Source organism: Actinoallomurus rhizosphaericola (assembly GCF_024055675.1).
Taxonomy (GTDB): Bacteria; Actinomycetota; Actinomycetes; order Streptosporangiales; family Streptosporangiaceae; genus Actinoallomurus; species Actinoallomurus soli.
Genome location: NZ_JAMXMW010000025.1, coordinates 127,765 through 153,404, shown reverse-complemented (window position 1 = coordinate 153,404; position 25,640 = coordinate 127,765). Strand labels below are relative to the sequence as shown.

The 25,640-nt window shown below is 72.3% G+C and carries 24 protein-coding genes and 1 rRNA gene; 19 read left to right on the top strand and 6 right to left on the bottom strand.

Annotated features, from left to right (window positions below; all coding sequences use genetic code 11):
* The first annotated feature begins 8 nt into the window (after positions 1-8).
* The 3 genes from rrf (at position 9) to NE234_RS39135 (ending at position 2,171) form a co-directional block, all read left to right on the top strand.
* Positions 9-125 (top strand): 5S ribosomal RNA (gene rrf / locus NE234_RS39145).
* 1,063 nt (positions 126-1,188) lie between these two features.
* Positions 1,189-1,428, top strand: a complete 240-nt coding sequence (locus NE234_RS39140; RefSeq protein WP_252786055.1) for a hypothetical protein — start codon at positions 1,189-1,191, stop codon at positions 1,426-1,428.
* 59 nt (positions 1,429-1,487) lie between these two features.
* Entirely contained in the window at positions 1,488-2,171 is a 684-nt protein-coding gene (locus NE234_RS39135; RefSeq protein ID WP_252786053.1) for a hypothetical protein, read from the top strand.
* A 45-nt stretch (positions 2,172-2,216) separates the two neighbouring features.
* Here NE234_RS39135 and NE234_RS39130 read toward each other — a convergent pair whose 3' ends face one another.
* A complete protein-coding gene (locus NE234_RS39130; protein WP_252786051.1) occupies positions 2,217-3,143 on the bottom strand; it encodes an MBL fold metallo-hydrolase in 927 nt (308 codons plus the stop codon).
* Between the two features lie 118 nt (positions 3,144-3,261).
* Here NE234_RS39130 and NE234_RS39125 point away from each other — a divergent pair, with 118 nt between their 5' ends.
* Positions 3,262-3,702, top strand: a complete 441-nt coding sequence (locus NE234_RS39125) for a single-stranded DNA-binding protein (RefSeq protein WP_252786049.1) — start codon at positions 3,262-3,264, stop codon at positions 3,700-3,702.
* Between the two features lie 659 nt (positions 3,703-4,361).
* Here the strand turns inward: NE234_RS39125 and NE234_RS39120 are convergent.
* Positions 4,362-5,615 (bottom strand): DUF1015 family protein, encoded by a 1,254-nt coding sequence (locus tag NE234_RS39120; protein ID WP_252786047.1) that lies wholly within the window; start codon positions 5,613-5,615, stop codon positions 4,362-4,364.
* Positions 5,616-5,670: 55 nt separating this feature from the next.
* Between NE234_RS39120 and NE234_RS39115 the strand changes: the two genes are divergently transcribed.
* Together NE234_RS39115 and NE234_RS39110 are read left to right on the top strand one after the other, a co-directional pair.
* Positions 5,671-6,078 (top strand): tetratricopeptide repeat protein, encoded by a 408-nt coding sequence (locus tag NE234_RS39115; RefSeq protein WP_252786045.1) that lies wholly within the window; start codon positions 5,671-5,673, stop codon positions 6,076-6,078.
* Position 6,079: 1 nt separating this feature from the next.
* Complete coding sequence (locus tag NE234_RS39110) at positions 6,080-7,060, top strand: HAD-IIA family hydrolase (RefSeq protein WP_252786043.1); 981 nt, start codon at positions 6,080-6,082, stop codon at positions 7,058-7,060.
* 146 nt (positions 7,061-7,206) lie between these two features.
* Here NE234_RS39110 and NE234_RS39105 read toward each other — a convergent pair whose 3' ends face one another.
* On the bottom strand, positions 7,207-7,548 hold the full coding sequence (locus NE234_RS39105) for an SCP2 sterol-binding domain-containing protein (protein WP_252786041.1): 342 nt from the start codon (positions 7,546-7,548) through the stop codon (positions 7,207-7,209).
* Positions 7,549-7,652: 104 nt separating this feature from the next.
* Between NE234_RS39105 and NE234_RS39100 the strand changes: the two genes are divergently transcribed.
* The 11 genes from NE234_RS39100 (at position 7,653) to NE234_RS39050 (ending at position 19,705) form a co-directional block, all read left to right on the top strand.
* On the top strand, positions 7,653-7,820 hold the full coding sequence (locus tag NE234_RS39100; RefSeq protein ID WP_252786040.1) for a hypothetical protein: 168 nt from the start codon (positions 7,653-7,655) through the stop codon (positions 7,818-7,820).
* Between the two features lie 37 nt (positions 7,821-7,857).
* Positions 7,858-8,670 (top strand): TlyA family RNA methyltransferase, encoded by an 813-nt coding sequence (locus NE234_RS39095; RefSeq protein WP_252786039.1) that lies wholly within the window; start codon positions 7,858-7,860, stop codon positions 8,668-8,670.
* Positions 8,667-9,566 carry an NAD kinase gene (locus tag NE234_RS39090; RefSeq protein WP_252786038.1) on the top strand — a complete coding sequence of 300 codons (900 nt, stop codon included), beginning with the start codon at positions 8,667-8,669 and terminating at the stop codon, positions 9,564-9,566. The genes NE234_RS39095 and NE234_RS39090 overlap by 4 nt, the downstream gene beginning before the upstream one ends.
* A 335-nt stretch (positions 9,567-9,901) precedes the next feature.
* The gene (gene recN, locus NE234_RS39085) at positions 9,902-11,599 is read left to right on the top strand and encodes a DNA repair protein RecN (RefSeq protein ID WP_252786074.1); all 1,698 of its coding nucleotides are present in this window, start codon (positions 9,902-9,904) and stop codon (positions 11,597-11,599) included.
* A gap of 99 nt (positions 11,600-11,698) precedes the next feature.
* Entirely contained in the window at positions 11,699-12,928 is a 1,230-nt protein-coding gene (steA, locus tag NE234_RS39080) for a putative cytokinetic ring protein SteA (RefSeq protein ID WP_252786037.1), read from the top strand.
* The gene (locus NE234_RS39075) at positions 12,925-13,896 is read left to right on the top strand and encodes a copper transporter (protein ID WP_252786035.1); all 972 of its coding nucleotides are present in this window, start codon (positions 12,925-12,927) and stop codon (positions 13,894-13,896) included. Before steA ends, NE234_RS39075 begins: the two co-directional genes overlap by 4 nt.
* 6 nt (positions 13,897-13,902) lie before the next feature.
* On the top strand, positions 13,903-14,799 hold the full coding sequence (locus NE234_RS39070; protein ID WP_252786034.1) for a hypothetical protein: 897 nt from the start codon (positions 13,903-13,905) through the stop codon (positions 14,797-14,799).
* A complete protein-coding gene (gene murJ / locus NE234_RS39065) occupies positions 14,796-16,511 on the top strand; it encodes a murein biosynthesis integral membrane protein MurJ (protein ID WP_252786032.1) in 1,716 nt (571 codons plus the stop codon). The genes NE234_RS39070 and murJ overlap by 4 nt, the downstream gene beginning before the upstream one ends.
* Positions 16,511-17,704, top strand: coding sequence for a glycosyltransferase (locus NE234_RS39060; protein ID WP_252786031.1), 1,194 nt, complete (start codon positions 16,511-16,513; stop codon positions 17,702-17,704). The genes murJ and NE234_RS39060 overlap by 1 nt, the downstream gene beginning before the upstream one ends.
* A gap of 190 nt (positions 17,705-17,894) precedes the next feature.
* On the top strand, positions 17,895-19,064 hold the full coding sequence (locus NE234_RS39055) for a TerC family protein (protein ID WP_252786029.1): 1,170 nt from the start codon (positions 17,895-17,897) through the stop codon (positions 19,062-19,064).
* A 146-nt stretch (positions 19,065-19,210) separates the two neighbouring features.
* A complete protein-coding gene (locus NE234_RS39050; protein ID WP_252786028.1) occupies positions 19,211-19,705 on the top strand; it encodes a hypothetical protein in 495 nt (164 codons plus the stop codon).
* Positions 19,706-19,718: 13 nt separating this feature from the next.
* On the opposite strand, the gene NE234_RS39045 is transcribed toward NE234_RS39050, so the two are convergent.
* From NE234_RS39045 to NE234_RS39035, 3 genes are all read right to left on the bottom strand, one after another.
* Complete coding sequence (locus NE234_RS39045; RefSeq protein WP_252786027.1) at positions 19,719-20,147, bottom strand: hypothetical protein; 429 nt, start codon at positions 20,145-20,147, stop codon at positions 19,719-19,721.
* Positions 20,148-20,250: 103 nt separating this feature from the next.
* A complete protein-coding gene (locus NE234_RS39040) occupies positions 20,251-20,715 on the bottom strand; it encodes a MarR family winged helix-turn-helix transcriptional regulator (RefSeq protein ID WP_252786026.1) in 465 nt (154 codons plus the stop codon).
* Between the two features lie 200 nt (positions 20,716-20,915).
* A complete protein-coding gene (locus NE234_RS39035) occupies positions 20,916-21,569 on the bottom strand; it encodes an MBL fold metallo-hydrolase (RefSeq protein ID WP_252786025.1) in 654 nt (217 codons plus the stop codon).
* Between the two features lie 155 nt (positions 21,570-21,724).
* Between NE234_RS39035 and NE234_RS39030 the strand changes: the two genes are divergently transcribed.
* Both NE234_RS39030 and uvrA read left to right on the top strand, forming a co-directional pair.
* Positions 21,725-22,543 (top strand): MBL fold metallo-hydrolase, encoded by an 819-nt coding sequence (locus NE234_RS39030; RefSeq protein ID WP_252786024.1) that lies wholly within the window; start codon positions 21,725-21,727, stop codon positions 22,541-22,543.
* Between the two features lie 165 nt (positions 22,544-22,708).
* Positions 22,709-25,549 carry an excinuclease ABC subunit UvrA gene (gene uvrA / locus NE234_RS39025; protein ID WP_252786023.1) on the top strand — a complete coding sequence of 947 codons (2,841 nt, stop codon included), beginning with the start codon at positions 22,709-22,711 and terminating at the stop codon, positions 25,547-25,549.
* Positions 25,550-25,640: the final 91 nt, after the last annotated feature.

Genomic DNA, 25,640 nt, shown 5'->3' with positions numbered 1-25,640 from the left:
TTGGTCGTTTCGGTGGTTATGGCGAAGGGGAAACACCCGGTCCCATTCCGAACCCGGTAGTTAAGCCCTTCAGCGCCGATGGTACTGCACTGGAGACGGTGTGGGAGAGTAGGACGCCGCCGGACACATACATAAAAGGGCCGCCTTCCGAGGCGGCCCTTTTTGTATTTTCAGGGCACAATGGAGCCGACAGTGCTCCCCCAGTGAAACGGTTTGATGTGATGAGCGCGGAACGAGATCAACGCGACGGCGACGGACGCGATCGGCGTCCACGGCCGGGCCGCCAGGACCGTGCGAGCGGTTCCTCGGGCGGATCTCGTGGCCGTCAGGGCGGTTCGCAGGGATCGTCCGGTGGTTTCGCGAACCGCAGGGGAGGCCGCCCACAACGCGACGACTCCGCCGGCCGATACGAGGGCGAGCGTTCCGGCTCCGCGGGCGGTCGCTCGGGCTCCGCGGGCGGTCGCTCCGGCTCTGCCCGCCCGGGAGGCTTCCGGAAACCGGGCGGTAACCCGCAGGGGTCGCGAGGCGCCCAGCGCCCGGGCGGCTTCAGCGCTCGGGACGACGAGAGCGAGGGTCGTTCTCAGACCCGTCGGCCCAGACCGTTCCGCGGTGACGCGGAGGGCACGAGCGGCCGAGGCCGTTTCCCGCGACGGGACGATTCCGGTGGACGCGGCGCGCCTCGGACGGGAGGCAGTCGTCCGTCATCTTCCGGGAACTGGCGAAACGAGCGTGGCGGACCTCAGAGCGGACGCCCCTCAGGCGGGCGTGACAAAGACGAGCGCTCGGCCCAGCGTCCCGGCGGCCGTTTCCCGAGGCGCGACGCCGAAGGGAACGAACGGGACCAACGCGACGACTTCCGTACTCGGGACAGCCGACCGGCCGGCTCACGCGATTCGGGTCGGCGGGACGAAGGGCGTGCCGGTGGCCGCGGCGGCTTCGCACGCGGTGAAGGCGCCCAGCGTCGTACGGGTGCGGGTGGCGCTTCGCGTCGGGACGATCGGCCCGGCGGCACCGGAGGGTTCCGTTCGCGCCCCAAGGACGGATTCGGGTCTCGGGAGCGGGGCCGGGAGGGCTCGGGGTACGGCGAGAGCGGTAAGGCGGGCTCCGGGTACCGCGAGGGCGGCAAGGAGCGTTTCCAGTCCCGCGACGAGGGCGCGAGCGGGTTCCAGCGCCGGGACGGAGGTCGTCGTGACTTCCGTGACAGGCAGGGCGGCGGTCCTCGCGGTGGCCGTGGGGAAGGCCAGAGAGGCGGGTTCCGGCGGCGTGACGACGCACAGCGCGGCGGAAGGCCGGCCGAGCGGGGTGCACGCCGACCCGGCGGTGAGGGCCGGCCTTCGGATGCCCCGCGACCGCGTCGTGACCCTGGCCCGCCCGTCCCTGAGGACGTCACGGGTGCCGAACTCGACGCGGCGGCTCGGGGTGAGCTGAAGACACTGCCGAAGGACCTCGCGACCGAGGTCGCCCGCCACCTGGTGATGGCCGGCCGGTTGATCGATGACGATCCGGATCTGGCCTACCAGCACGCCCTCGCGGCCCGCGGACGCGCGGCCCGGGTCGGTATCGTCCGCGAGGCCTGCGGGCTCGCGGCCTACCACGCCGGCCTGTGGTCGGTCGCACTGTCGGAGCTACGGGCGGCACGACGACTGACCGGGCAGGAGGCGTATCTCGCCATCATGGCGGACGCCGAGCGAGGACTCGGCCGGCCCGAGCGCGCTCTGGACCTGGCCAAGTCGGAGGAAGCGCGCCGCCTGCCGCAGGCCGAGGCGATCGAGATGCGCATCGTAGAGTCGGGCGCCCGCCGCGATCTCGGTCAGCCGGGTGCGGGGGTCCTGGCCCTGCAGGTTCCGGAGCTCAAGGACGAGCGGTGGCGGCCCTGGTCGGCGCGGCTGTTCTATGCGTACGCCGACGCGCTCGTCGCGGCCGACCGGGAGGACGAGGCGGTCGACTGGTTCGCGCGAGCCGCCGCGGCGGACCGGGATGGCGAGACGGACGCCGCCGAGCGGTACGCCGAGCTCGAGGGCCTGGAAATCATCGATACCGAGTTCGCCGACGGCGAGGCCGAGACGGACTTCGGCGGAGCATCCGGGAACGACCCCGACGCGGACCCGGCGGTCGAGCCGGAGACGGCCTCCGGTGACGAGGCCGAGCGAAGGGATGCCGCGGACGAGTGACCGCACTGAGGCCCGGGTCCGTTCCGAACGGGACGGACCCGGGCCTCAGCGTTTGTCGAGCGCGTGCATGATGCCCGCCACGTTGTTACGGGCCGAACTGATCATCTCGACCTTCTCCGCCGCCTGCGGATCGGCGTCCGGGGCGAACGCGCGGTACCGGCCGTCCGTGCGCTCGCGGACCATGGCGACCGCGTGGTCCAGGTCGAGGCGCTGGTCGTGGGCCTCGGCGACGAGTTCCACCCAGAGCCGGAGCTCCTCCTCCGACCGGTCGAGGGTCTCGCCGACCAGCTCGACCGGCCCGAAATGGCTGAACAACAGCCGTGCCGGGCGTAGCCCGCGGAAGCGATCCAGCGAGGCCAGGGCGGTGTCCAGGTCGAAGTCCGGCGGCGGCGTCGCGGGACGCAGGTCGGCGGTCTCCGGGATGTAGACGCCGGCGGCGTCCCCGACATACAGGTCCCCGGTGAGAGAGTCCAGCAGGCCGACGTGATGCTTGGCGTGTCCTGGCGAGTAATGGCTCTCCAGGCGCCTGCCACCGCCGAGGTCGACCTCTCCCACGTCCTCCACCGCCCGGATGCGTACGGCGTCCGTGGGCTTGAGGTCGCCGAACAACGTGTCCAGCGCGTCGCCCCACACCATCCGGGCACTGCGCATGAGCCGGCTCGGGTCGGCCAGATGCCGGGCGCCCTTCTCATGGACGACGATCTCTGCGTTGGGGAACATCTCCGCGATGTCGCCGACCCCGCCCGCGTGATCGAGATGAATGTGCGTGACGACGACGGTCGCCAGGTCCGCCGGGCCGACTCCCGCGGCCGCCAGCGCGTCCCGGACGACCGAGGCGGAGTTCCCCGCGCCGGTCTCCACCAGACAGGGACGGTCGGAGCGGATGAGATATCCGGCGGTGATCCCCGTATATCCCGCCATCCGGGTGTCGATCTCGAAGACGTCATTGCCCAGGTCGGTAATCGAATCCATTCGGCGCCTCCGGTTTTCCACAAATGCGGGGTGGGGGGTTTCGTCGTCCCGATCGGTCGCCCCATCGTAAAGACATCGCCATCGGCGCACAGCGTGGCCGTCATGAGAGGAGCAGGCCATGGATCGGATCGAGATCGAGGAGACCCGGCGGCAGGGCGGCGACCCGCCCGACGTCGTCTCGACGGATTCCGCCCCGCACGGCACCGCCGGAGCGGTGACCCACGTCAACGAGATCGTCTTGGTCGGGCGGCTCTCCGGCGTACCGGAGTGGAAGTCGTTACCCGGAGGCGGGCAGGTGGCGGTCTGGCGGCTCATCGTGGAGCACCGGGACGCCCGGTCGCCGCAGGACGCCATCGACACGATCCGGTGCGTCACCTATGACCCTTCGGTTCAGGAGGGCGTCCGTGACTGGCGGCACGGAGACGTCATCGAGGTCCGCGGATCCCTGCGCCATCGTTTCTGGCGCGGCCCGAACGGCCCGCGGGGGCTGTATGAGGTGGAGGCCGTGATCGTGCTCCGCCGCCAGGGAGCGGGCTCGGGGAGCGCGGCGCCGGCGTGACACCGCGTCCGCTGCCCCGCCGACCACCGCACCTCGAGTTCCGGGCGGTGGACGGTGCTGGTCGGCGGCCGGTGGCTCGGCGGGCGAGGGTCGGCGGGCGAGGATGGGCAGAAGAAGCGGTGAGCGACGCCGTGGCGCGAGCTCTGCCCGGCCCGGGACCTGCCTGTTACGGCTCCAGGGGGCCCACACCCCCGGCCCACCCGGCCCACACCCCGGCCCCCATCCGGCTCGGGCACGGGTAGGGCGGCCAGGCCGATCACCGGCCGGACGCCGCCGTCCGACGCCCGGCCCCATCACCGACGCATCGGCCGGCGCGCGCGGCCCGCCGGGCCCGTTCGCCGGGCGGCTCCGGTAGCCGGCCGTCCTCGCCGGCGGATCGGCCGGTGCGCGAGGTCTGCCGGCTCTGTCTGCCGGGCCCGTTCGCCGGGCGGTCCGCTACCCGGCCGTCCTCACGGATGCATCGGCCGGTGCGCGAGGTCTGCCATGCCCGTCGGCTGGTGCGCGAGGTCGATGCGTCCGTGACGCGACGGGCCGGTCGGTCGGTACGGGGAGTTCGCCGGGGCCGGTCGGCTGGTGCGCGAGGCGACCGGGCCCGTCGTTCGGTGTGCGAGGTCGGCCGAACCCGTCGGCCGGTTCCGTCGGCCGGGCTCGTCGGTCCCTCAGTCGGTGGTGAAGGTCCTCATGACCAGGCCCGTACGGGGTTTCGGGCCGAAGGAGGTGGATTTGCGGGGGACCTTTTCGCCGTTCGCCGCGACGGCCAGCACGTCCGGGACCTTCAGCGGGTTCAGGATCACGGCGGTGCCGTTGCCGCGGCGGGCCTTCGCCACCGCGCGGGCGGCGTCGTGGTGGACGATCCGCACGTTGCTCTCGTCATCCTCGACGCCCCACACCCGGGGGATGAGCAGCCGGTGCAGCACGGCGGTGTCCAGCCGCCGCCACCGGCCGGAGGACCCCTCCGGCATGGAGCGTTCCACCTGGGCCGGATCCGGATCGGTGAGCAGGACGAACTCCCCGTCACCGCCCAGCAGGAACGCGGTGTCGTCGTGGGCGCCGAGCCGTTCGAGTCCGGCCGCCAGGTCCGGACCCACCGGCTCGACGCGGAAGGCCGACTTCGCCAGGCGCACCGCCTCCGAGAGCGGCAGCGCGGGCAGCACCCGGTGGATCGCGCCGAGGCGCGGCGGGTACTCGACGGAGTCCACGAGCAGCGCCAGCCCGTAGTCCCAGGGCCCCGGCCCGTCGTGTCGCCGCCGGAGCGCCTGGTAGGTGGCGTACCGGTGGTGGCCGTCGGCGATGAGCGCCTGCCGCCCGCGTAGGTCCTCGGCGATCTTCGCCTGTTCGGCGGGGTCGCGGATCGCCCAGAGCCGGTGCCGCACGTCATCACCCGTGCTCGCCTCCAGCACCGGAGCCAGGGACGACGCCACCTCGTCGACGATTCGAGCGGCGGCCGAGCCTGCGCCGCCCTCGTACAGCAGGAAGATCGGTTCGAGGTTCGCCTCGGTCGCCGTCATCAGGGCGAGCCGGTCCCGTACCGGGCCCGGGTAGACGTGCTCGTGCGGGAGGATCACGCCGGACCCGTCCTCGTGGACGCCGACCGCCCCGATCAGGCCGCGCTGGACGACCGGTCCGGAGACCTCCTCGTAGACGTACAGGGCGGGTTCGTCGTCGACGGTGAGGATGCCGGACGCCAGCCACGAGCGCAGCGTCTCGGCGGCCTCCCGGTAGTCGTCCTGCGGGAGGATCAGCCGGACCACGTTGTGCGGCTCCTCGGCCATGAACCGCGCCAGCGACTCCTCGTCGATGAGGTCGTACGGAGGTGAGGTCACCGCGGCGAGCGAGTCGACCCGCGCGGTGTCGTACCGCACGGCTCGGAACGGCCGAAGCGCAAGTCCGGGATCAATCGTCACATCGGGCATGTTAGATACCGCGCCGTTGTTGGGACACAGGTGGAGTCGACGAACGGAGTCACACATGGTTCAAGGTGCGGATCACGGCCCTGATTCCCCGGGTGTCCCGGCCGGCGGCGTCTACGAGTGGTACCAGCGCGGTCTCGAACTCCTCAATGGTGGCAGCCCGGCCGCCGCGATCCAGGTCCTTGAGCACGCGGCGGCCGCCGAGCCGTCGTCCAGGAGCGTCCGGGAGGCGCTGGCGCGCGCCCAGTACGGCGCGAAGCGGTACGCCGACGCCGCCGCCAACTTCCGTATGATCGTCGAGGCCGATCCGGCCGAGGACTACGCGCTGTTCGGCCTGGGCATGGCCCTGACCCGTACGGGGGACCTCGCGGAGGCGGTCGAGCACCTGGCGCTCGCCTGCGCGATGCGCCCGGAGAACAAGCATTACGCGACCGCGCTGCGGCACGCGCGAGCCCGGAAGGGATGAGATGCGAGGCAGCGACCAGCCGCTGGCCGAGGTCTACGACGTGGCCGTTCTCGACCTGGACGGCGTGATCTACATCGGCCATGACCCGGTGCCGGGCGCCGCCGACGCGCTGGCCAAGGCGCGGGCGGAGGGCATGCGCCTGGCGTTCGCGACCAACAACGCGTCACGGACGCCGAGCGCGACGGCCGCACTCATCACCGAGGTCGGCGTTCCCGCGGCGGCGGAGGACGTCGTGACGTCCGCGCAGGCCGCCGCGCGGGTTCTCGCGGAGCGGTTGCCGGCCGGGTCGAAGGTCCTCGTGGTCGGGGGCACCGGACTACGGCACGCGGTGCGGGCCGCGGGCCTGCGGCCGGTGTCGACGGCCGCGGAGCGGCCCGCGGCCGTCGTCCAGGGGTTCTTCCCGGCCCTGTCGTACGACCTGATCGCCGAGGGAGGCCGCGCGGTCGCCGCGGGCGCGCTGTTCGTCGCGTCCAACGCCGACAGCACGATCCCGAGCCCCGGCGGGCCGCCGAGGCCGGGCAACGGAGCGCTGGTGCAGGTCATCCGTACCGCCACCGGGGTGGACCCCATCGTCACCGGCAAGCCCGAACTGCCGCTGCACCGCGAGACGATCCTGCGTACGGGCGCGGAACGGCCGTTGATCGTCGGAGATCGCCTCGACACCGACATCGAGGGTGCCAACAACGGCGGGGCCGACAGTCTGCTGGTGCTGACCGGCGTCACCGACGCGCGGGCGCTGCTGAGCGCGCCGGAGCGTGAGCGCCCGACGTACGTCGCCGAGGATCTGGCCGGCCTGCTCGTACCGCACCCGGAGGTTCGGCGGGACGGCGGCTCGTACGCGTGCGGAGGCTGGACGGTCGGGCCCGACCTCACGCTCGGAGGCTCGGGGGACCGCATCGACGCCCTGCGCGCGCTCTGCGCCGCGGCCTGGGAGTCCGGCGACGCCGCGCGGGCGCAGGAGGCGTGGGACCGTCTGTCGTGACACTGCGCACGTTCGCAGGGCGACCGGCCCTGCGGGTCCGGCGCGGACGGGAAGGCGGGGCCGCGGCGGCGGGAGGCTCGCCGGAGCCGGGTCCGCACGGTTCGCGCGAAACGGGTCCGCACGGCTCAGAGGGGCTTCGGCCCGGATCAGAGGATCTTACGGAGCCGCAGCAGGTCGCCCAGACTGGCCTCGATCTTGAGCCGGCCCGTCGCCCACGCCTTCGCGACGTGGAGCTCCTCGGTGGCCAGCGCCACCAGGTCGTCGCTGCCGACCGTCAGCCGGACCTGGGCGGAGTCGGCGTCGTCGACGGTCTGGAACTCGTCGAGGCCGCCCCGGTGGATCCTGGTGAGGAAGACCAGGCCGAGATCGGGCACGCGGCAGCTGATGGTCCGCTCGACGACGTGCTTGGCGAGGTCGTCGGCGTCCACCTCGGTGAGTCGGGCGGCGATGCGCTCGAGCGCCGAGCGCGCTTCCTGGGCGGTGGCCATCGTCAGGTCAGTTCCCCCGTCGTCGTCCCCGACACCGCTGTCGTCAGCGGACGGTAGCGTTCTTCTTGAGCCGGACGCGACCGGCGGCGAAGGGAAGGGTACAGGTGAACGGCACCGAAGGGGACACCACGGGCGACGAGCGGGTCGACGCCGCGCTGGCCCGCCTCACCGCACTGGACCAGGCGCCCCTGACCGAGCACCCCGAGGTGTTCGCGGACGTCCACCGGCGGCTGCAGGAGGCCCTGACCGGCCTCGACGAGGCGGCCTCATGACGGCGACCTCGGCCGGCGTGGCCTCGGCGAGCGCGCCGTGAGCGCTCGCAGGCGGCTGGACAGCGAGCTGGTCCGGAGGGGTCTGGCCCGCTCGCGGGAGCACGCGGTGGACCTGGTCACCGAGGGCCGCGTCACCGTCGCCGGCCGTACCGCCGCCAAGCCCGCCACCCAGGTGGAGACCTCCGCGGCCATCGTCGTACGGCCGGCGGAGACCGGCCCCGAGTACGTCTCACGCGGTGGGCACAAGCTCGCCGGGGCGCTGAAGGCGTTCGCCGACCTGCGGGTCGAGGGCCGTCGCTGCCTCGACGCGGGCGCGTCCACCGGCGGCTTCACCGACGTGCTGCTGCGCGCGGGCGCGGCCCACGTCGTCGCGGTCGACGTGGGATACGGGCAGATCGCCTGGTCCCTGCGCACGGACGAGCGCGTGACGGTCCTGGAGCGCGTGAACATCCGCGACCTGGAGCCGGAGCAGGTCGTCTCGGGCGACGGCGAGCCGCCCGACCTGGTGGTGGCGGACCTGTCGTTCATCTCGCTCCGTCTCGTCCTGGCGCCCATCCAGCGCTGTGTGGCTCCCGGCGCCGACTACGCGATGATGGTCAAGCCGCAGTTCGAGGTGGGCAAGGAGCGCGTCGGCGCCGGCGGTGTCGTACGCGATCCCGCGCTGCGCGCCGAGGCGGTGCGCGACGTCGCCAGGCACGCCGAGACGCTCGGCCTGGGAGTGCGCGGCGTGACGGCGAGCCCGTTGCCCGGTCCTTCCGGGAACGTCGAATACTTCTTGTGGCTACGGGCGGGCGCTCCGCCCCTCGACGACGCACGGCTGGACAAGGCCGTGGCAGAAGGGCCCGCATGACAGACAAGAGATCCGTCCTGGTCGTGACGCACACGGGCCGCAGCGCGGCGGTGCGCAGCTCGCAGCTGGTGATCAGCCGGTTGAGCGAGGCCGGCATCTGCGTCCGGGTGCTGGACAGCGAGGCCGAGGAGCTGCAGTGCGCCGGCGCCGACGTCATGCCGGTGTCCGCGGCGGCCGCCGAGGGGGCCGAGATGGTGATCGTCCTCGGTGGGGACGGCACGATCCTGCGGGCCGCCGACCTGGCCAGGCGGTCCGGCACGCCGCTGCTCGGCGTGAACCTCGGGCACGTCGGCTTCCTCGCGGAGGCCGAGCGCGAGGACCTCGCCGCCACGGTCGACAAGGTCGCCGCGCGCCGCTACGACGTCGAGGAGCGCATGACGATCGACGTGGTGGTCCGGCAGAACGGCAGCGTCACGAGCACCGGCTGGGCGCTGAACGAGGCGGCCGTCGAGAAGGCCTCCCGGCAGCGGATGCTGGAGGTCGTCGCCGAGATCGACGGGCGGCCGCTGTCGCGGTGGGGCTGCGACGGCGTGGTGTGCGCCACCCCGACCGGCTCGACGGCGTACGCGTTCTCCGCGGGCGGTCCCGTGGTGTGGCCCGAGGTCGAGGCGATGCTGGTCGTGCCGATCAGTGCGCACGCGTTGTTCTCGCGGCCGATGGTGGTCTCGCCGCGCTCCGTGGTCGCGGTCGAGCTGATCCCGAAGAGCTCCGGCGGCGTGCTGTGGTGCGACGGCAGCCGGCCGGTCGACCTGCCCCCCGGTGCGCGCGTGGAGGTCCGCCGCGGCGAACGGCCGGTCCGGCTGGCGCGGCTGCACCAGACGCCGTTCACGGACCGGCTCGTCACCAAGTTCGGCCTGCCGGTCGCCGGCTGGCGCGGCCGCGTCCGCGATGAGTGACGTCGCGGCGAACGACACGGGACATCCGCGTTGACCTGGAATGACATGCCGCCCGCAGGCGCCTTGAGGGGGGCGGCGACACGCCCGGAGGTTTCCTCCGCGGCGAAGAGCCCTCTACGCTGAGCCGAACACGTGTTCGCCTGGGGAGGCCCGGTCACGGTCCCGCACATCGTGGCCGACGGGCTCAAGGCCGAGCGAAGCGAGGACATCAATAAGCGCAGCACCTTGGTCATGAGGCCGACGAAGGAGGCATCATGACCAAGTAGCCTCGGGCGCGCCGGGTGTCTGCGGACAGGAGGGCCTTCGTGACCGACGCACCAAGCCGGGTACGGCCCATGGTCGAGGAAGTACGGATTCAGAACCTCGGGGTGATCGAGGAGGCCGTCCTCGAGCTATCCCCGGGCTTCAACGTGGTCACCGGCGAGACGGGTGCCGGTAAGACGATGGTCGTCACCAGCCTGGGCCTGCTGTTCGGCGGCCGCGCCGACCCGCAGCGGGTCCGGCCCGGGGCCGACCGGGCGACCGTCGAGGGCCGCATCGTCCTGAGCGAGGACGGCAGGGTCGCCGCGCGGGTCGAGGAGGCCGGCGGGGAGCTCGACGATGGCGCGCTGATCCTGACCAGGTCGGTGTCGGCGGAGGGCCGATCGCGGGCCCACGTCGGCGGCCGGCAGGCGCCGGTCTCCGTACTGATCAACCTGGCCGACGACCTGGTCGCCGTGCACGGCCAGTCCGACCAGCAGCGGCTGCTGCAGCCCGGGCGCCAGCGGGCGGCTCTCGACCGCTTCGCCGGTGACGACCTGGCCAAGCCGCTGCGCGCCTACACCACCGCGTACCGCAGGCACCGCGAGCTCTCCGCGCTCCTGGAGGAGCTGACCACCCGGTCGCGGGAGCGTGCCCAGGAGGCCGACCTGCTCCGGTTCGGCCTGGAGGAGATCGAGAAGGTCGATCCCAAGACCGGGGAGGACGAGCTCCTCGCGGCGGAGGAGGAGCGCCTCGCGCACGCCGACGCGCTCCGTACGGCCGCCACGACCGCCCACGAGGCGCTCCAGGGCGACCCCACGGCCACGACGGGTATCGTCGACGCCATCGGGCTGCTCAGCGCGGCGCGCCAGGCCCTGGAGGCCGTCCGCGCCCACGACGAGGCGCTCGCCGGCCAGGCCGACCGGCTGTCCGAGGCGGTGTACGTCGTGTCGGACGTCGCCGCCGAGCTCGCCGGCTACGCCGAGTCGGTCGAGGCCGACCCGGCCCTCCTCGCGAGCGTGCAGGAGCGCCGCGCCGCCCTGGCCGGGCTCACCCGCAAGTACGGCGCGACCATCGACGAGGTCCTCGAGTGGGCGGAGCGGTCCGCCGCGCGCCTGACGGAGCTGGACTCCGACGACGACCGCATCGACGAGCTGCGCGCCGAGCACGAGGACCTCACCCGTCAGCTCGGCGAGCTGTCCGCCGAGCTGACCGCGCTGCGGACCGCGGCCGCCGAGCGCCTGTCCGAGGCGGTCACGGCGGAGCTGACCGCGCTGGCCATGCCGCACGCCAGCGTGGTCGTCGCCGTGACGCCGCAGGAGGACTTCGGCCCGTACGGCGTGGACGAGGTCGAGCTGCGGCTCGCCTCCCACCCCGGCGCGCCGCCCCTCCCGCTGCACAAGGGCGCGTCCGGCGGCGAGCTGTCCCGCGTCATGCTGGCGATCGAGGTGGTCTTCGCCGGTGCCGACCCGGTGCCGACGTTCGTCTTCGACGAGGTCGACGCGGGGGTCGGCGGCAAGGCCGCCGTGGAGGTCGGCCGGCGGCTGGCCCGGCTCGCCAGGTCCGCCCAGGTGATCGTGGTCACTCACCTGCCGCAGGTCGCGGCGTTCGCGGACCAGCACCTGGTCGTGGAGAAGTCCAACGACGGCCGCGTGGTCCGCAGCGGCGTCACCGCCCTGGACGCGGACGGCCGGATCCGCGAGTTGTCCCGCATGCTCGCGGGCATGGAGGACTCCGAGCTGGGGCGGGCGCACGCCGAGGAGTTGCTGGCCATCGCGGCCGCGGAGCGCTGAACCGCCCCGACCGCGGGCCACCGGCGGTGAGCGAACGAACACGCCATATCGGTCGTCGTTACCAATGGCACGTCTGGGCTCTGGCAGGATTGGCAAACGATGAACGACGTCTCCCCGAGGATCAAGAGCGGCGCCCGCCTGCGGGTGCCGCTTCGGCGTGGGCTACGCCGTGACCGCCGCGTCGGGGAGTCGGGGATCACCGGCGTCGCCCGCCTCGACGGACGGACCAAGAAGCTGACCAAGCGCCTCCAACCGGGCGACATCGCGATCATCGACCACGTCGACCTGGACCGGGTCAGCGCTGAGGCGCTGGCGTCCTGCCAGGTCGCCGCCGTGATCAACGTGGCGCGCAGCACCTCGGGGCGTTATCCCAACCTCGGCCCGCAGATCCTCGTCGAGGCGGGCATCCCGCTGATCGACGACGTGGGGCCCGACGTGTTCACCAAGGTCCACGAGGGCGACGTCGTCCGCGTCGACGGCGAGGCCGTCTACCTCGGCGAGCAGGTCGCGGCCAAGGGCATCCGGCAGACCGTCGAGTCGGTCGAGGCCGCGATGACCGAGGCCAGAGCGGAGCTGCCCGCCCAGCTCGAGGCGTTCGCCGCGAACACGATGGAGTTCCTCAAGCGGGAGCGCGACCTCCTGCTCGACGGCGTCGGCGTCCCCGACGTCAGGACGAACCTCGAGGGCCGTCACGTCCTCATCGTCGTGCGCGGCTACCACTACCGCGAGGACATCGCGACCCTGCGGCCCTACATCCGCGAGTACCGCCCCGTCCTGATCGGCGTGGACGGCGGGGCCGACGCGCTGATGGAGGCGGGCTACCGGCCGCACATGATCGTCGGCGACATGGACTCCGTGTCGGACGAGGCGCTCACGTCAGGGGCCGAGTTGGTCGTGCACGCGTACCGCGACGGCCGGGCGCCCGGCCTGAGCCGCGTCCACGACCTCGGGCGGGAGGGCGTCGTCTTCCCCGCCACCGGGACCAGCGAGGACATCGCGATGCTGCTCGCCGACGACAAGGGCGCGACGCTCATCGTCGCCGTCGGCACCCACGCGACGCTCGTCGAGTTCCTGGACAAGGGACGCGCCGGCATGGCCAGCACGTTCCTGACGCGGTTGCGCGTCGGCAGCAAGCTGGTCGACGCCAAGGGCGTCAGCCGGCTCTACCGCAGCCGCATCAAGGGGTCCTCGTTGATCCTGCTGATCGCCGCCACGCTCGTCGCGATGGTCGCCGCGGTCGTCTCCTCGCCGGCCGGCGAGGCCTTCGAGCCCGCTGTCGCCGACTGGTGGCACCAATTCGTCTACTGGCTAAACGGACTCTTCACGTGATCGATTTCCGGTACCACCTCGTCTCCATCATCGCGGTGTTCCTCTCGCTGGCGCTCGGGCTCGTGGTGGGCGCCTCGGCGCTGCGCGGGCCGCTGGTCGACCAGCTCAAGGAGACCTCCAACCGGCTGAAGAACAACAACGAGACGCTGCGGAGGCAGAAGGACGCGGTCGGTCAGGTGAACACCTACGACAACCAGGTGCTCGACGCGGCCGCGGGCCAGGTGGTCGCCGGACGGCTCAAGGACGAGAGCGTCGTGTTCGTGGAGGCCCCCGGCGCGGACGACCAGATGCGGGCGCAGACCGCCGACATGGTGAGCAAGGCGGGCGCCCGGATCAGCGGCTACGTCACCCTGCAGAGCAAGTACCTCGACCCGAACCAGCAGGCCACGCTGAGCGAGCTGACCGACCGGCTGAAACCGGCCGGCCTGACCTTCTCGGCGGACGCGACCTCGTCCGAGCGGACGGCGAGCGAGCTGGCATGGGTGCTGGTGACCAAGCAGGCGGCGCGCAGCGGTCAGGAGGACCCGGCCGCCGGGCAGGTGCTGTCCGGTTTCAAGGCGTCGGGTTTCCTGACTTACAGCGGGCAGCCCGCGACCCGTGCGACACTCGCCGTCGTGATCGCGCCCGCCGCCGCGAGCAGCGACAAGAACGCCGACGACGAGAACAAGGCGCTCGGCGCGCTGCCCATGGCGCTGTACACGTACGGTGAGGGCGCGGTCGTAGCGGGTGATCCGGACTCGGCGACCGAGGGCGGGATGATCAAGGCGCTCCGGGACGACGACGACGTCAAGGGCCACGTCGCCACGGTCGACACGGCGGACGTTCCGGCCGGGCGGCTGACGGCCGTGCTGGCGCTGGCCGCCGCGAAGCAGGGCAAGGCCGGCGCCTACGGCATCGGGTCGAAGGTCGACGGCGCGCTGCCGACCCCGATCCCGACACCCACGCCGACGACGACGAAGAAGAAGTGAGGCGGCATGCGTAAGGCAGTGGCGGGAGCCGCGCTGGGCGCGGCGGCGGCACGGGCCGCGTACATCGCGCTGACCCGTCGCCCGCCCCGGGACGAGAAGCGCTGGGTGCGGCCCAACCACCGCGGTGAGCCGGTGACGCTGCTCGAAGGGCCGGCGTTCGCGGTCGGCGCGGTCACCGCGGTCGCCGTCGCGCCGGGCGTGCCGGCGCGGATGCGGGCCGCCGCGATCGTCGCGGGCGGGGTCACCGGAGCCCTCGGGGGCTACGACGACCTCGCCGGGTCGGGCGACCGCCGGGGGTTCAAGGGGCACCTGTCGGCCCTGACCCGCGGCGAGGTGACCACCGGCGCGGTGAAGATCCTGGGCATCGGCGCGGCCGGTCTGACGGCCGCCGCGCTCGCGGGCACCGGCGCGCCCACCCGTCGCGGCGCGGTGCTCGACGTCCTGATCAACGGCGCGCTCATCGCCGGCACCGCGAACCTGCTCAACCTGTTCGACCTGCGACCCGGCCGGGCGATCAAGGCCGGGCTCCTGGCGAGCCCCCTCGTCTTCGCCCCGCCCGCGCCCGGGGCGCCGCGCGGCCGGTTCGCCGGCCTGCTCAGCGGGTCGGCGGTCGCCGCCGCGCCGCTCGGCGCGGCCCTCGCGCTGCTGCCGGAGGACCTGGGCGAGCGGGCGATGCTCGGCGACGCGGGGGCGAACTCCCTCGGCGCGCTCATCGGCCTGGCCGCCACCGGCCTGAGCCGCCGATCGCGCCTGGCCGTCCTCGCCGGCGTCACGGCGCTGAACGCCGCGAGCGAGGTCGTCAGCTTCACCAAGGTGATCAAGGCGACGCCGCCGCTCAACTGGCTCGACCAGCTGGGCCGCCGGCCCGCCGTGCCGGAGGCGCGCCCAGCGAACACCCCGTGACCGAGCCGGATCTGACCAAGCAGGACGTGACCGAACCGGGCGCGACCGGACGGGACGCGACCGAACCGGACGTGAGCGAGGAGGCCGCCCCGGCCGCCGCCGGCCGGGGTGGGGGCCTCGCGGGCGCCGCCGTGCTCATCGGCGTCATCACCGTCTTCGCCCGGGTCGTCGGCTTCTCCCGCAGCCTCGTCCTGTCCCACACGGTCGGCAATAACTGCCTGAGCACCGCGTACTTCACCGGCAACCAGGTGACGAACATCCTGTTCGAGGTCGTCGCCGGGGGAGCGCTCGCCAGTCTCGTGGTGCCCGTGCTGGCGGGCCCGGCGGCGCGCGGGGCGCCCGAGGCCCGCCGGATCGCCTCCGCGCTGATGACGTGGACCGTGCTGATCCTCGTGCCGCTCAGCCTGATCGCCGCGCTGGCGGCCCACCCGGTGATCTCGCTCCTGGTCGGCGACCACGTGCCGGGCTGCTCGCGGGACCAGGTGGTCGACACGGGCACCCGGATGCTGGTCGTGTTCGCGCCGCAGATCCTGTTCTACGGGCTCGCCGTCGTCATGTACGGCGTGCTGCAGGCGTACCGCCGGTTCCTCGGCCCCGCGCTGGCGCCGCTCGTGTCGAGCGTCATCGTCATCGGCGCGTACCTGATGTTCCTGTCCACCGGCGCGGCCTACCGGCAGGTCGCCCCGGCGGACCAGTGGGACCTGTCCGCCGTGACCCGGTCGGCGGAGCTGACGCTGTCGGTGGGGACGACGCTCGGCGTGGTCGCCCTCGTCGCCACGGTGATCTTTCCCACCGCGCGGCTGCGGCTCCGGCTGCGGCCGGCCCTGACCTTCCCGCCCGGCGTCGCCGGGCGCATCCGGCGGCTCGCCCTCGCCGGGCTGGCCACCCTCGTCGCCCAGCAGGCGGCCTGGGGGATCGTGATCGCGCTGGCCAACCGGCGGGGCGGCGGCGGCGCGCTGCCCATCTACCAGTACGCCTGGTCGCTGTTCCAGCTTCCGTACGCCGTCCTGGCCGTGCCGCTGGCGACGAGCGCCTTCCCGCTCCTGTCGGCCCGCGCGAGCGAGGGCGACGACGAGACGTTCGACCGCACCGCCGCGGGCACGACGCGGGCGATCGTGCTGCTGTCGTGCGCGGGCGCGGCCGTCCTGGCCGCCACCGCGCTTCCCGTCGCGCGGGTGTTCCTGCTCCACACCGGGGGGAAGGTGCCGCCCATCGACCTGGCGCGCGCGATCGTGGCCTTCGCGCCGGGCCTGATCGGCTACGGGCTGATGGCGCACGTCGGCCGCACGCTGTTCGCCGCCGGCAAGGGCCGGCACTCGGCGGCCGCCCAGGTCACCGGCTGGATCGCGGTGATCGCGGCCGAGGTGGCGCTGGTCTCGGCGGCCGGGCGGCACGACGCCGTGGCCGCGCTCGGGCTGGGCAACTCGATCGGCATGACGGTCGCCGGCGTCCTCCTGCTGGTGATGCTGGCGCGGGTCAGGGGCCGTGGCGCCCTCCAGGGTGTCGTACGGGCGGTGGTGACGGGGCTGGCCGGCGCGGCGGCGGGATACGCCGCGGGAGCGGGCGTGGTCGCCGCGTTCGGCTCGACGGGGACGGTCGGGAGCCTGGCGGTGGGCGTGCTCGCCGCGCTGGCCGCCGCCGCGGCGTTCGCGGCCGTCGCCTTCCTGGGGGATCCCGGTGATCTGCGAGGCCTGATGAGGCGGAGGCTGTGATGGACGGTGCGAAGGTCGCCCTGGTGCTCGCCACGAGCGCCGGCGGCGTTGGACGGCACGTGCGGTCGATCGCCGACGGCCTGCGGGCGCGCGGCGCGAAGGTCGTCGTGCTCGGACCGGCCTCGGCCGACGGACTGTTCGGGTTCACCGAGTCCGGCGCGGGCTTCGCCCCGGTGGAGATCGCCGACCGGCCGCACCCGCTCGGCGACGTGCGAGCGGTGGCCCGGCTCCGGCGCCTGACCCAGGACGCCGACGTCGTGCATGCGCACGGGCTGCGGGCCGGAGGGCTGGCGGCGCTCGCCCGCCTCCGTACGGTGCCGGCACCGCTGCGTCTCGGCTCGGCCGGCCCGCCGCTGGTCGTCACGCTTCACAACGCGTCCATCGCGGGCGGCCTGACCGGCGCGGCGTACGCGACGCTGGAGCGGGTCGTCGCCCGGGGCGCGGCCGAGATCCTGGCCGTCTCCCCGGACCTGGAGGAGCGGATGCGCGCGCTCGGCGCCCGCTCGGTGGGCCTTGCGCTGGTGCCCGCCCCCGCCACGCCGTCGTCCCAGGCCCCCGCGAGGTCCGAGGACGATGCCGCGCCGTCCGAGGGCCACGGAGCGCCGTCCGAGGATCATGGGGCGGCCAAGCGGATCCGCGCCGAGCTCGGCGCCGGAGACGGCCCGCTGATCCTCACGGTGGCGCGCCTGGCCGAACAGAAGGGGCTGCCCACCCTGCTGGACGCCGCCGCCGGGTGGGCCCGGATGGACCCGCCCGCGCTCGTGGTGATCGCCGGGGACGGGCCGCTCGAGCACGAGCTCCGCGACCGGATCGCGGAGGAGAACCTCCCGGTACGGCTGCTCGGGCGCCGTACGGACGTCCCGGACCTTCTCACCGCGGCCGACGTCGCCGTCCTCCCGAGTGTCTGGGAAGGTCAGCCGCTGATCGTGCAGGAGGTGCTGCGCGCCGGACGGCCTCTCGTCGCCACCAGGGTGGGCGGGGTGCCCGGAATGGTGGGTGACGCGGCGCTTCTCGTGCCTCCGGGCGACGCCGGTGAGCTCGAACGCGCGGTGCGGAGGGTGCTGGAGGACCGGGCCCTCGCCGATCGGCTCGCATCCGCCGCCACCGAGCGGGCGTCCCGTCTTCCGACGGAGGACGACGCCGTCGATCAGCTGCTTTCGGTGTACGCCCGTGTAAGCCGGGCGGTCTTCTGACGACGTCTCGGGTACGAGGAAGGTTTGCCTTTGTATATAGTCAGTGCACAGGAGGGGAGTATTCCTTCGCGGCAGTGTCGTCACCACGGTCCCAGGAGTCGTATGCGGCCCGGTGCTGTCGGCCCGCACCGATGAGTGAGGGCGGAAGAGACCTCCGGGGCCGTCGCCTGCCACCGGAGGAAATGCTCTCGTGAACGTCACCTTTTGGGCCTGGGGCCTCACCCTGCTGGGTCTTCTCGCGTTCATCCTGTTCGACCTCTGGGTGGTCGACCGTGGCAAGCCGCGTGACTTCTCTTTGCGGCAGGCGACCGCTTGGGTGACGTTCTACGTGTTGCTGGCGATCGCCTTCGGGGTCGGCCTGTTGTTCGCCGAGGGCGCCGATTACTCCACCCAGTTCTTCGCCGGTTATCTCACGGAGTACAGCCTCAGCGTCGACAACCTGTTCATCTTCTACGTCATCATGGCGCGGTTCGCCGTCCCTCGCGCCAACCAGCACAAAGTGCTGCTGATCGGCATCATGATCGCGCTGGTGATGCGGGGAATCTTCATCGCGGTCGGGGCCGCCGCACTGGCCCGGTTCGAGTGGCTGTTCTACATCTTCGGGGCCTTCCTCATCTGGACGGCCTACGGCCTGGTGCGCGGCGAGCCCGACGAGGACGAGTACGAAGAGAACATCCTGGTCCGCTGGATCTGCCGGGTCGTCCCGACGACGGACAACTACCACGAGCACCGGATGACCGTCCGCGTCGACGGCAAGCGCCTGATGACGCCGATGCTGATCGTGATGATCGCGATCGGGTCGACCGACCTGCTGTTCGCCCTCGACTCCATCCCGGCGATCTTCGGGCTGACCAAACAGTCCTACCTGGTCTTCACCGCCAACGCCTTCGCCCTCATGGGGCTGCGGCAGCTGTACTTCCTCCTGCGGGGACTGCTCGACCGGCTCGTCTACCTCAGCAAGGGGCTGGCGGTCATCCTGGCCTTCATCGGCGTCAAGCTCGTCATGGAGGCCCTGCACACGACCTGGTTCGAGAACGTGCCGGAGATCTCCACCCTCACCTCTCTCGCCGTCATCGGCGCGACGATGCTCGTGACCACGGCGGCCAGCCTCATCAAGACGCCTCGCCGGTCGGCGCCCGGCGGCTCAGAGGGCATGGACGGCGGGCAGGAGCCGGAACCCGAAGAGGGCGGAGGGCCGGGGGACACCGGCGAGGCCGGCGGACCCACCGTTCCCGGCCCCGCGGCCCCGGACGCGGCGGGGCACGGGCCGGACGCCGAGCCGCAGCCGCCCGGCCCCGTTTCCGGGACGCACGACGACCAGGTCGACGCCGACGCCAGGGCGGGACGTGCCCGGCGCTGAGCGCGACGGATGACCTCGGCGGCCGTTCGCCGGCTTCCCGTTCGGCGGCTCTTCGCGCGCCGGGTTTCCGCTCGGTAACTTTCGGGGCGGATCACTCCCCGGCCCCTGTACCGTGATCGCAGGGGATGGATCTGGGGAAGGTTGGCATGCGCGTGCCCTCGGTGGCGCCCGCGGTGACGCGGACGATCTCGATCGTGCTGGCGGTCGCGGCCGTCGGCGTTCTGGCGTTCACCGCCCTCGCCGACCGGCACGGCGACCGCAGACCGGCCGCGGCACCGTCCCAGCCCGCGACGCCGGTCGCCGAGTCCACGATGCCCGGCAGCATCGACCTGCCGCCCACCAGCGCACCGGCCACACCGCGGGTGCGCGCCGCCGACGCCAGGACCTGGCTGCGGGCGCTCGCCGGCAAGTGGACCCAGGACGCGCGGAAGAACTACTTCCAGTTCCAGCCCGACGGCACCGGTGAGTGGGTGGCGTTCGGCCAGAAACTGTGGACCGGCAAGGCCACTCCGCGTGACGCCACGACCTTCGACCTGTCCGACCGGAGCGGGCAGGGGGCGTCCTACTGGCGGGTCACGCTGGTGAGCGGCGGGAAGTCACTGTTCTTCGCCGGCACCCAGACGACGTACCGCAAGGCCTAGCGCGCCCGGGTCTTCAGACGACCTTGGCGATCCGGCACTCGATACCGGCCGGGCCGACCGGCGCCTGAGCCGGAGTGGTACCACCGAACGTCGTGGTGCCGCGGACCTCGAATGTCTGCACCGCGAGCCGCTGCTTCGTCGCAGTGTCGAGCACCTCCACGGTCACCGTGAAATGGGGCGAGTCACCGCTGATGGTGCCGCCGATCGTGACCGTCCCAGAGTCTCCCGAGGTTTTCACCTGGCAATCGACCTTGGCGTTATAGGTCCTGTGGCCGAGCTTCGGCCCGCCCTGCGCGAACGGCCCGGGAACAAGCAGGCGCAGCGCGACGAGCAGGGCGATGGCGCCCGAGAGGACCAGGACGGCGATGAATGCCTTCCTGCGCTTCCGCGAACCATCCATGCCAGGACGGTCGTCGGCCAGCGTCCACTCATGCGTCGGCATACGACCTCACTCGACTCGTCCGGAAAGGGCATATCCACCCAAATCCGGACATGCAAGGCTGGAGTGTATAGGGAAACACGCCTCAGCACCGGCCGGCGGCGTGTCAGTCGCCCGGACTGGCGGCCAGGCTCTCCAGGACGTCGAGGGCCCCGACCAGCGCGGCGCGTTGTTCGGGCGAGAGCGTCCCGAGCCGCTCGACCAGGAACGCCGACCGTTCGGTGCGCAGCTGTTCGAGCTGGCGGCGGCCCTCCGGGGTGATCTCCAGGAGGGTCGCCCGCCGGTCGCCGACGTCGGGAGTGCGGCGGAGCAGGGCCTGGGTCTCCAGGGAGGCGACCAACCGGCTCTGCGTGGGCGCGCTGACGCCCTCGTGAGCCGCCAGGTCGCCGAGGCGCACCGGACCGAGCGCCTCCAGGCTCGACAGGGTCGACGCCTGGCTCGACGTGAGGGTCCGGGGGCCGTACTGGCGGACGCGACGGCTCAGCCGGCCCAGCGTCATGCGCAGCCGCGCCGCGAGCTCAACGTCCGTCATGGCCTCGGTCTCGGCCGCCGGCCTGGTCACGCCCGTCATGTGTTCCTTATCCGGCTCGCGTCTCCGACGCGCTGGTCACGCGCGTCTCCTTCCATCATCCCCGCACCGCGGCGGCCGGCATGCCCGGACGCACGAGAAACCGCCGGAACGGGCGCCGAACACACCGGTCCGCAGGAGTCCCGCGGGATGTATCAGGGCAACGACCGAAGGATGATGATCGTGGCGTGATGTGATCAGGATCACCATCCCCGGGCGCGCCACTCCGGGAGGTGCGGGCGTTCACGGCCGAGGGTGGTGTCCTTGCCGTGGCCGGGGTAGACCCAGGTCTCGTCCGGGAGCGTGCCGAACACGCGCTCCTCGAGGTCGTCCATGAGCCGGTTGAACAGCGTCGCGTCGCCCCAGGTGTTCCCCGGGCCGCCCGGGAACAGGCTGTCGCCGGTGAACAGGTGCGGCGTGTCACCGTCGTCGTACAGCAGCGCGATCGACCCGGGCGTGTGGCCGCGCAGGTGGATCACGGACAGCGTGTGCTGACCGACCCGTACGGTGCCCCCGTGCCGGACCGGCTCGGTGACCGGCAGCGGGAGCGCCTCGGCGTCGTCGGGATGGGCCACGACCGACGGGTGGGTCGCGTCGACGACCGCGCCGAGCGCGCCCCAGTGGTCCTGGTGCCGGTGGGTCGTCACGACCCGGGACAGCGGCGCGTCGCCGAGGAGCTCCAGCAGGCGCTCCGGCTCACTGGCGGCGTCGATCAGCACCTGTTCCCCGGTCGCCGTGCAGCGCAGGAGGTAGGCGTTGTTGTCGAAGGACCCCACCGCCAGCTTGGTGATGGTCAGACCGGGCAGCTCGCGTACGTCGGGCGGGCCACCGACCTCGACGTTGCCTGTGTAGGACACGCACTCTCCTCCCAACGGTGATCGGGTCCACCGCACCCGCCTTCCATCCTTCCACTTCCGCCACGTGCCGCGCGGTCCTGTGGACGCGCAGGCCACCGGTTCCGGGTGCGCGAGCAGGCCCGCGTCTGAGCGAGCGCGGAAGTAGACTCTTGATCATGGGCGACGACCTGCCGATCTGCCGCACCTGCGGGGTGCAGTACGCCGAGCCCCGGCCGGACTGCCCGATCTGCGAGGACGAGCGGCAGTACGTCGGATGGGACGGCCAGCGCTGGACGACACTCGCCGAACTCCGCGCCTCCGGACGCCGGGGCGAGGTCGCCGAGGAGGGGCCGGGCATCCTCGGGATCGGCGCCGATCCGCCCACCTCCATCGGCCAGCGCGCGCTGCTCGTGCGGACGCCGGCGGGCAACGTCCTCTGGGACATGATCACCTACCTCGACGACGACCTCCTCTCCCAGGTCGCCGAACTCGGCGGCGTCGACGCCATCGCCATCAGCCATCCGCACTTCTACGGGTCGATGGTCGAGTGGGCGCACGCGTTCGACGCGCCCGTCTACATCCACGCCGCCGACCGCGAGTGGGTCGCCCGGCCGGACGACTCGATCGTCTACTGGGAGGGCGAGACCCGGGAGATCGGCGACGGGCTGACCCTGGTCAACGCGGGCGTGCACTTCGCGGGCGGCCAGGTCCTGCACTGGCGCGACGGGGAGGACGGCAGGGGAGCGCTGCTCACCGGCGACATCTTCACCGTCGTCCCCGACCGCCGGTACGTCAGTTTTATGTACAGCTACCCCAACCTGATCCCCGAGCGCCCCCGGGTGATCCGCCGCGCCCTTCGCCGGATGGAGCCGTTCGGGTTCGAGCGGGTGTACGGCGGCTGGTGGGGCCGGGTCGTCGCCGCGGACGGGGCCGGCGCCGTACGCCGGTCGGCCGAGCGGTACCTCGCCCACGCGCTCGACGACGAGTCCGAGTAGCTCGCAGCGGCCTCAGGTGTTTCGGTGGCGATCTGTGTTCGAACACGTGTACGGTTTCGGTGCGACGAGGGACCGCCGTGCGGGGCTTTGGAAGAAAACCGGCCTGTCCGCTCGTTAGCCTGAAGCCGACTGCCTCAACCGGGCTCTAGGGGATAGCGATACGCCGTGGCTGACCGTCTCATCGTGCGCGGAGCGCGTGAACACAACCTCAAAGACGTCTCACTCGATCTTCCGCGCGACGCGCTGATCGTGTTCACCGGCATGTCCGGCTCCGGGAAGTCCAGCCTGGCGTTCGACACGATCTTCGCGGAGGGCCAGCGCCGCTACGTCGAGTCCCTGTCGGCGTACGCCCGCCAGTTCCTCGGCCAGATGGACAAGCCCGACGTCGACTTCATCGAGGGCCTGTCCCCGGCCGTGTCGATCGATCAGAAGTCGACCTCGAAGAACCCGCGCTCGACGGTCGGCACGATCACCGAGGTCTACGACTACCTTCGCCTGCTGTGGGCCCGTATCGGCCACCCGCACTGCCCGGTCTGCGGCCGTCCGATCTCCAAGCAGACGCCGCAGCAGATCGTCGACCGGGTCATGGAGTTCGAGGAGGGCACCCGGTTCCAGGTGCTCGCCCCGGTGATCCGCGGCCGCAAGGGCGAATACCTCGAGCTGTTCCGCGACATGCAGACCAAGGGCTTCTCCCGCGCCCGCGTCGACGGCCGGCTCGTACGCCTCGACGAGGCGCCGAAGCTGAAGAAGTACGAGAAGCACGACATCGAGGTCGTCGTCGACCGGCTCAGCGTCAAGGAGAGCGCCCGCCGCCGGCTGGCCGACTCGATCGAGACGGCGCTCGGCCTGTCCGGTGGCACGGTCATCCTCGACTTCGTCGACCTTCCCGAGGACGACGAGCAGCGCGAGCGGATGTTCTCCGAGCACCTCTACTGCCCGTACGACGACCTGTCGTTCGACGAGCTGGAGCCGCGGTCGTTCTCGTTCAACTCCCCGTACGGCGCCTGCCCGGACTGCACCGGCCTGGGCACCCGCATGGAGGTCGACCCGGAGCTGCTCGTCCCCGACCCGGAGAAGACCCTCGGCGAGGGCGCGATCTCACCGTGGTCGAACGGCCACATCAGCGACTACTTCCTGCGGCTGCTCGGCGCGCTCGGCGACGCGATGGGCTTCGATCTGGACACGCCCTGGGAGCGGCTCCCGGCCAAGGCTCGCAAGGCGATCCTGCAGGGCCACGACACCCAGGTGCACGTCAGCTACCGCAACCGGTACGGCCGGCAGCGGTCGTACTACACGACGTACGAGGGTGTGATCCCGTACGTCCAGCGGCGGCACTCGGAGGCGGAGAGCGACTCGAGCCGGGAGCGGTTCGAGGGCTACATGCGGGAGATCCCGTGCCCGTCCTGTGACGGCAAGCGGCTCAAGCCGGTCGTGCTGGCCGTCACGGTCAACGACCGGTCGATCGCCGACGTCGCCGCGATGCCGATCGGGGAGTGCGCGAAGTTCCTGCTCAACATGGAGCTGAGCGAGCGGGAGAAGCACATCGCCGAGGCCGTGCTCAAGGAGATCAACGCCCGGCTCGGCTTCCTGCTCGACGTGGGCCTGGACTACCTCAGTCTCGACCGCGCGTCGGCCACGCTGGCCGGCGGTGAGGCGCAGCGCATCCGCCTGGCCACCCAGATCGGTTCCGGGCTGGTCGGCGTGCTCTACGTCCTGGACGAGCCGTCGATCGGGCTGCACCAGCGCGACAACCACCGCCTGCTGGAGACGCTGATCCGGCTGCGCGACATCGGCAACACCCTCATCGTCGTCGAGCACGACGAGGACACCATCCGGGCCGCCGACTGGGTCGTCGACATCGGCCCGGGCGCGGGCGAGCACGGCGGCCAGGTCGTCGTGAGCGGCCCGGTGAAGGAGCTCCTGGCCAGCGAGAGCTCGATGACCGGCGCGTACATCTCCGGCCGCAGGGAGATCGCCGTCCCGGAGACCCGCCGCAAGCGCCAGCGCGGGCGGGAGCTGGTCGTGAAGGGCGCCCGCGAGCACAACCTGCGCGACATCGACGTGGCGTTCCCGCTCGGCGTGTTCACCGCGGTCACCGGCGTGTCCGGGTCGGGCAAGTCCACTCTGGTCAACGACATCCTCTACACGTCGCTGGCCAAGCAGCTGCACGGCGCCCGCACGGTGCCCGGCCGGCACCGGCGGATCAACGGCGTCGACCAGCTCGACAAGGTCGTGCACGTCGACCAGTCGCCGATCGGCCGTACCCCCCGGTCCAACCCGGCGACCTACACCGGCGTGTTCGACCACGTGCGCAAGCTGTTCGCGGCGACCGCCGAGGCGAAGGTGCGCGGCTACCAACCCGGCCGCTTCTCCTTCAACGTCAAGGGCGGCCGCTGCGAGGCGTGCTCCGGCGACGGCACCATCAAGATCGAGATGCAGTTCCTGCCCGACGTGTACGTTCCCTGCGAGGTCTGCCACGGCGCCCGCTACAACCGGGAGACGCTCGACGTCCACTACAAGGGCAAGACGATCTCCGAGGTCCTCGACATGCCGATCGAGGAGGCGCTGGACTTCTTCGAGGCGATCCCGGCGATCCGCCGTCACCTGCAGACGCTCAACGACGTCGGCCTCGGCTACGTCCGGCTCGGCCAGCCCGCGCCGACGCTGTCCGGCGGTGAGGCGCAGCGGGTCAAGCTCGCCTCCGAGCTGCAGCGGCGCTCCACCGGCCGCACGATCTACGTGCTCGACGAGCCGACCACCGGCCTGCACTTCGAGGACATCCGCAAGCTGCTCGGCGTGCTGAACGGCCTCGTCGACAAGGGCAACTCGGTGATCGTGATCGAGCACAACCTCGACGTCATCAAGACCGCCGACTGGATCATCGACATGGGCCCGGAGGGCGGCTCCCGCGGCGGCACGGTGGTCGCGTCCGGCACTCCGGAGGACGTCGCGCGGGTCGGGGAGAGCCACACCGGCCAGTTCCTCGCCAAGATCCTCGGCGTCTGACCACGGCACCGCCCCAGATCCGGCTCGGGCCGGCCGGGAGACGCTGCCGGGACGAGTGACCGCGCAGAGGAGGCCGCCGGGCGGCCGGCCA

Coding starts and splice junctions, on each gene's coding strand:
- NE234_RS39130 (WP_252786051.1), bottom strand. CDS start 3,143: ATGGATTCGATTACCGACCTGGGCAATGACGTCTTCGAGATCGACACC.
- NE234_RS39125 (WP_252786049.1), top strand. CDS start 3,262: ATGGATCGGATCGAGATCGAGGAGACCCGGCGGCAGGGCGGCGACCCG.
- NE234_RS39120 (WP_252786047.1), bottom strand. CDS start 5,615: ATGCCCGATGTGACGATTGATCCCGGACTTGCGCTTCGGCCGTTCCGA.
- NE234_RS39115 (WP_252786045.1), top strand. CDS start 5,671: ATGGTTCAAGGTGCGGATCACGGCCCTGATTCCCCGGGTGTCCCGGCC.
- NE234_RS39110 (WP_252786043.1), top strand. CDS start 6,080: ATGCGAGGCAGCGACCAGCCGCTGGCCGAGGTCTACGACGTGGCCGTT.
- NE234_RS39105 (WP_252786041.1), bottom strand. CDS start 7,548: ATGGCCACCGCCCAGGAAGCGCGCTCGGCGCTCGAGCGCATCGCCGCC.
- NE234_RS39090 (WP_252786038.1), top strand. CDS start 8,667: ATGACAGACAAGAGATCCGTCCTGGTCGTGACGCACACGGGCCGCAGC.
- recN (WP_252786074.1), top strand. CDS start 9,902: ATGGTCGAGGAAGTACGGATTCAGAACCTCGGGGTGATCGAGGAGGCC.
- steA (WP_252786037.1), top strand. CDS start 11,699: ATGAACGACGTCTCCCCGAGGATCAAGAGCGGCGCCCGCCTGCGGGTG.
- NE234_RS39070 (WP_252786034.1), top strand. CDS start 13,903: ATGCGTAAGGCAGTGGCGGGAGCCGCGCTGGGCGCGGCGGCGGCACGG.
- NE234_RS39060 (WP_252786031.1), top strand. CDS start 16,511: ATGGACGGTGCGAAGGTCGCCCTGGTGCTCGCCACGAGCGCCGGCGGC.
- NE234_RS39050 (WP_252786028.1), top strand. CDS start 19,211: ATGCGCGTGCCCTCGGTGGCGCCCGCGGTGACGCGGACGATCTCGATC.
- NE234_RS39045 (WP_252786027.1), bottom strand. CDS start 20,147: ATGCCGACGCATGAGTGGACGCTGGCCGACGACCGTCCTGGCATGGAT.
- NE234_RS39040 (WP_252786026.1), bottom strand. CDS start 20,715: ATGACGGGCGTGACCAGGCCGGCGGCCGAGACCGAGGCCATGACGGAC.
- NE234_RS39030 (WP_252786024.1), top strand. CDS start 21,725: ATGGGCGACGACCTGCCGATCTGCCGCACCTGCGGGGTGCAGTACGCC.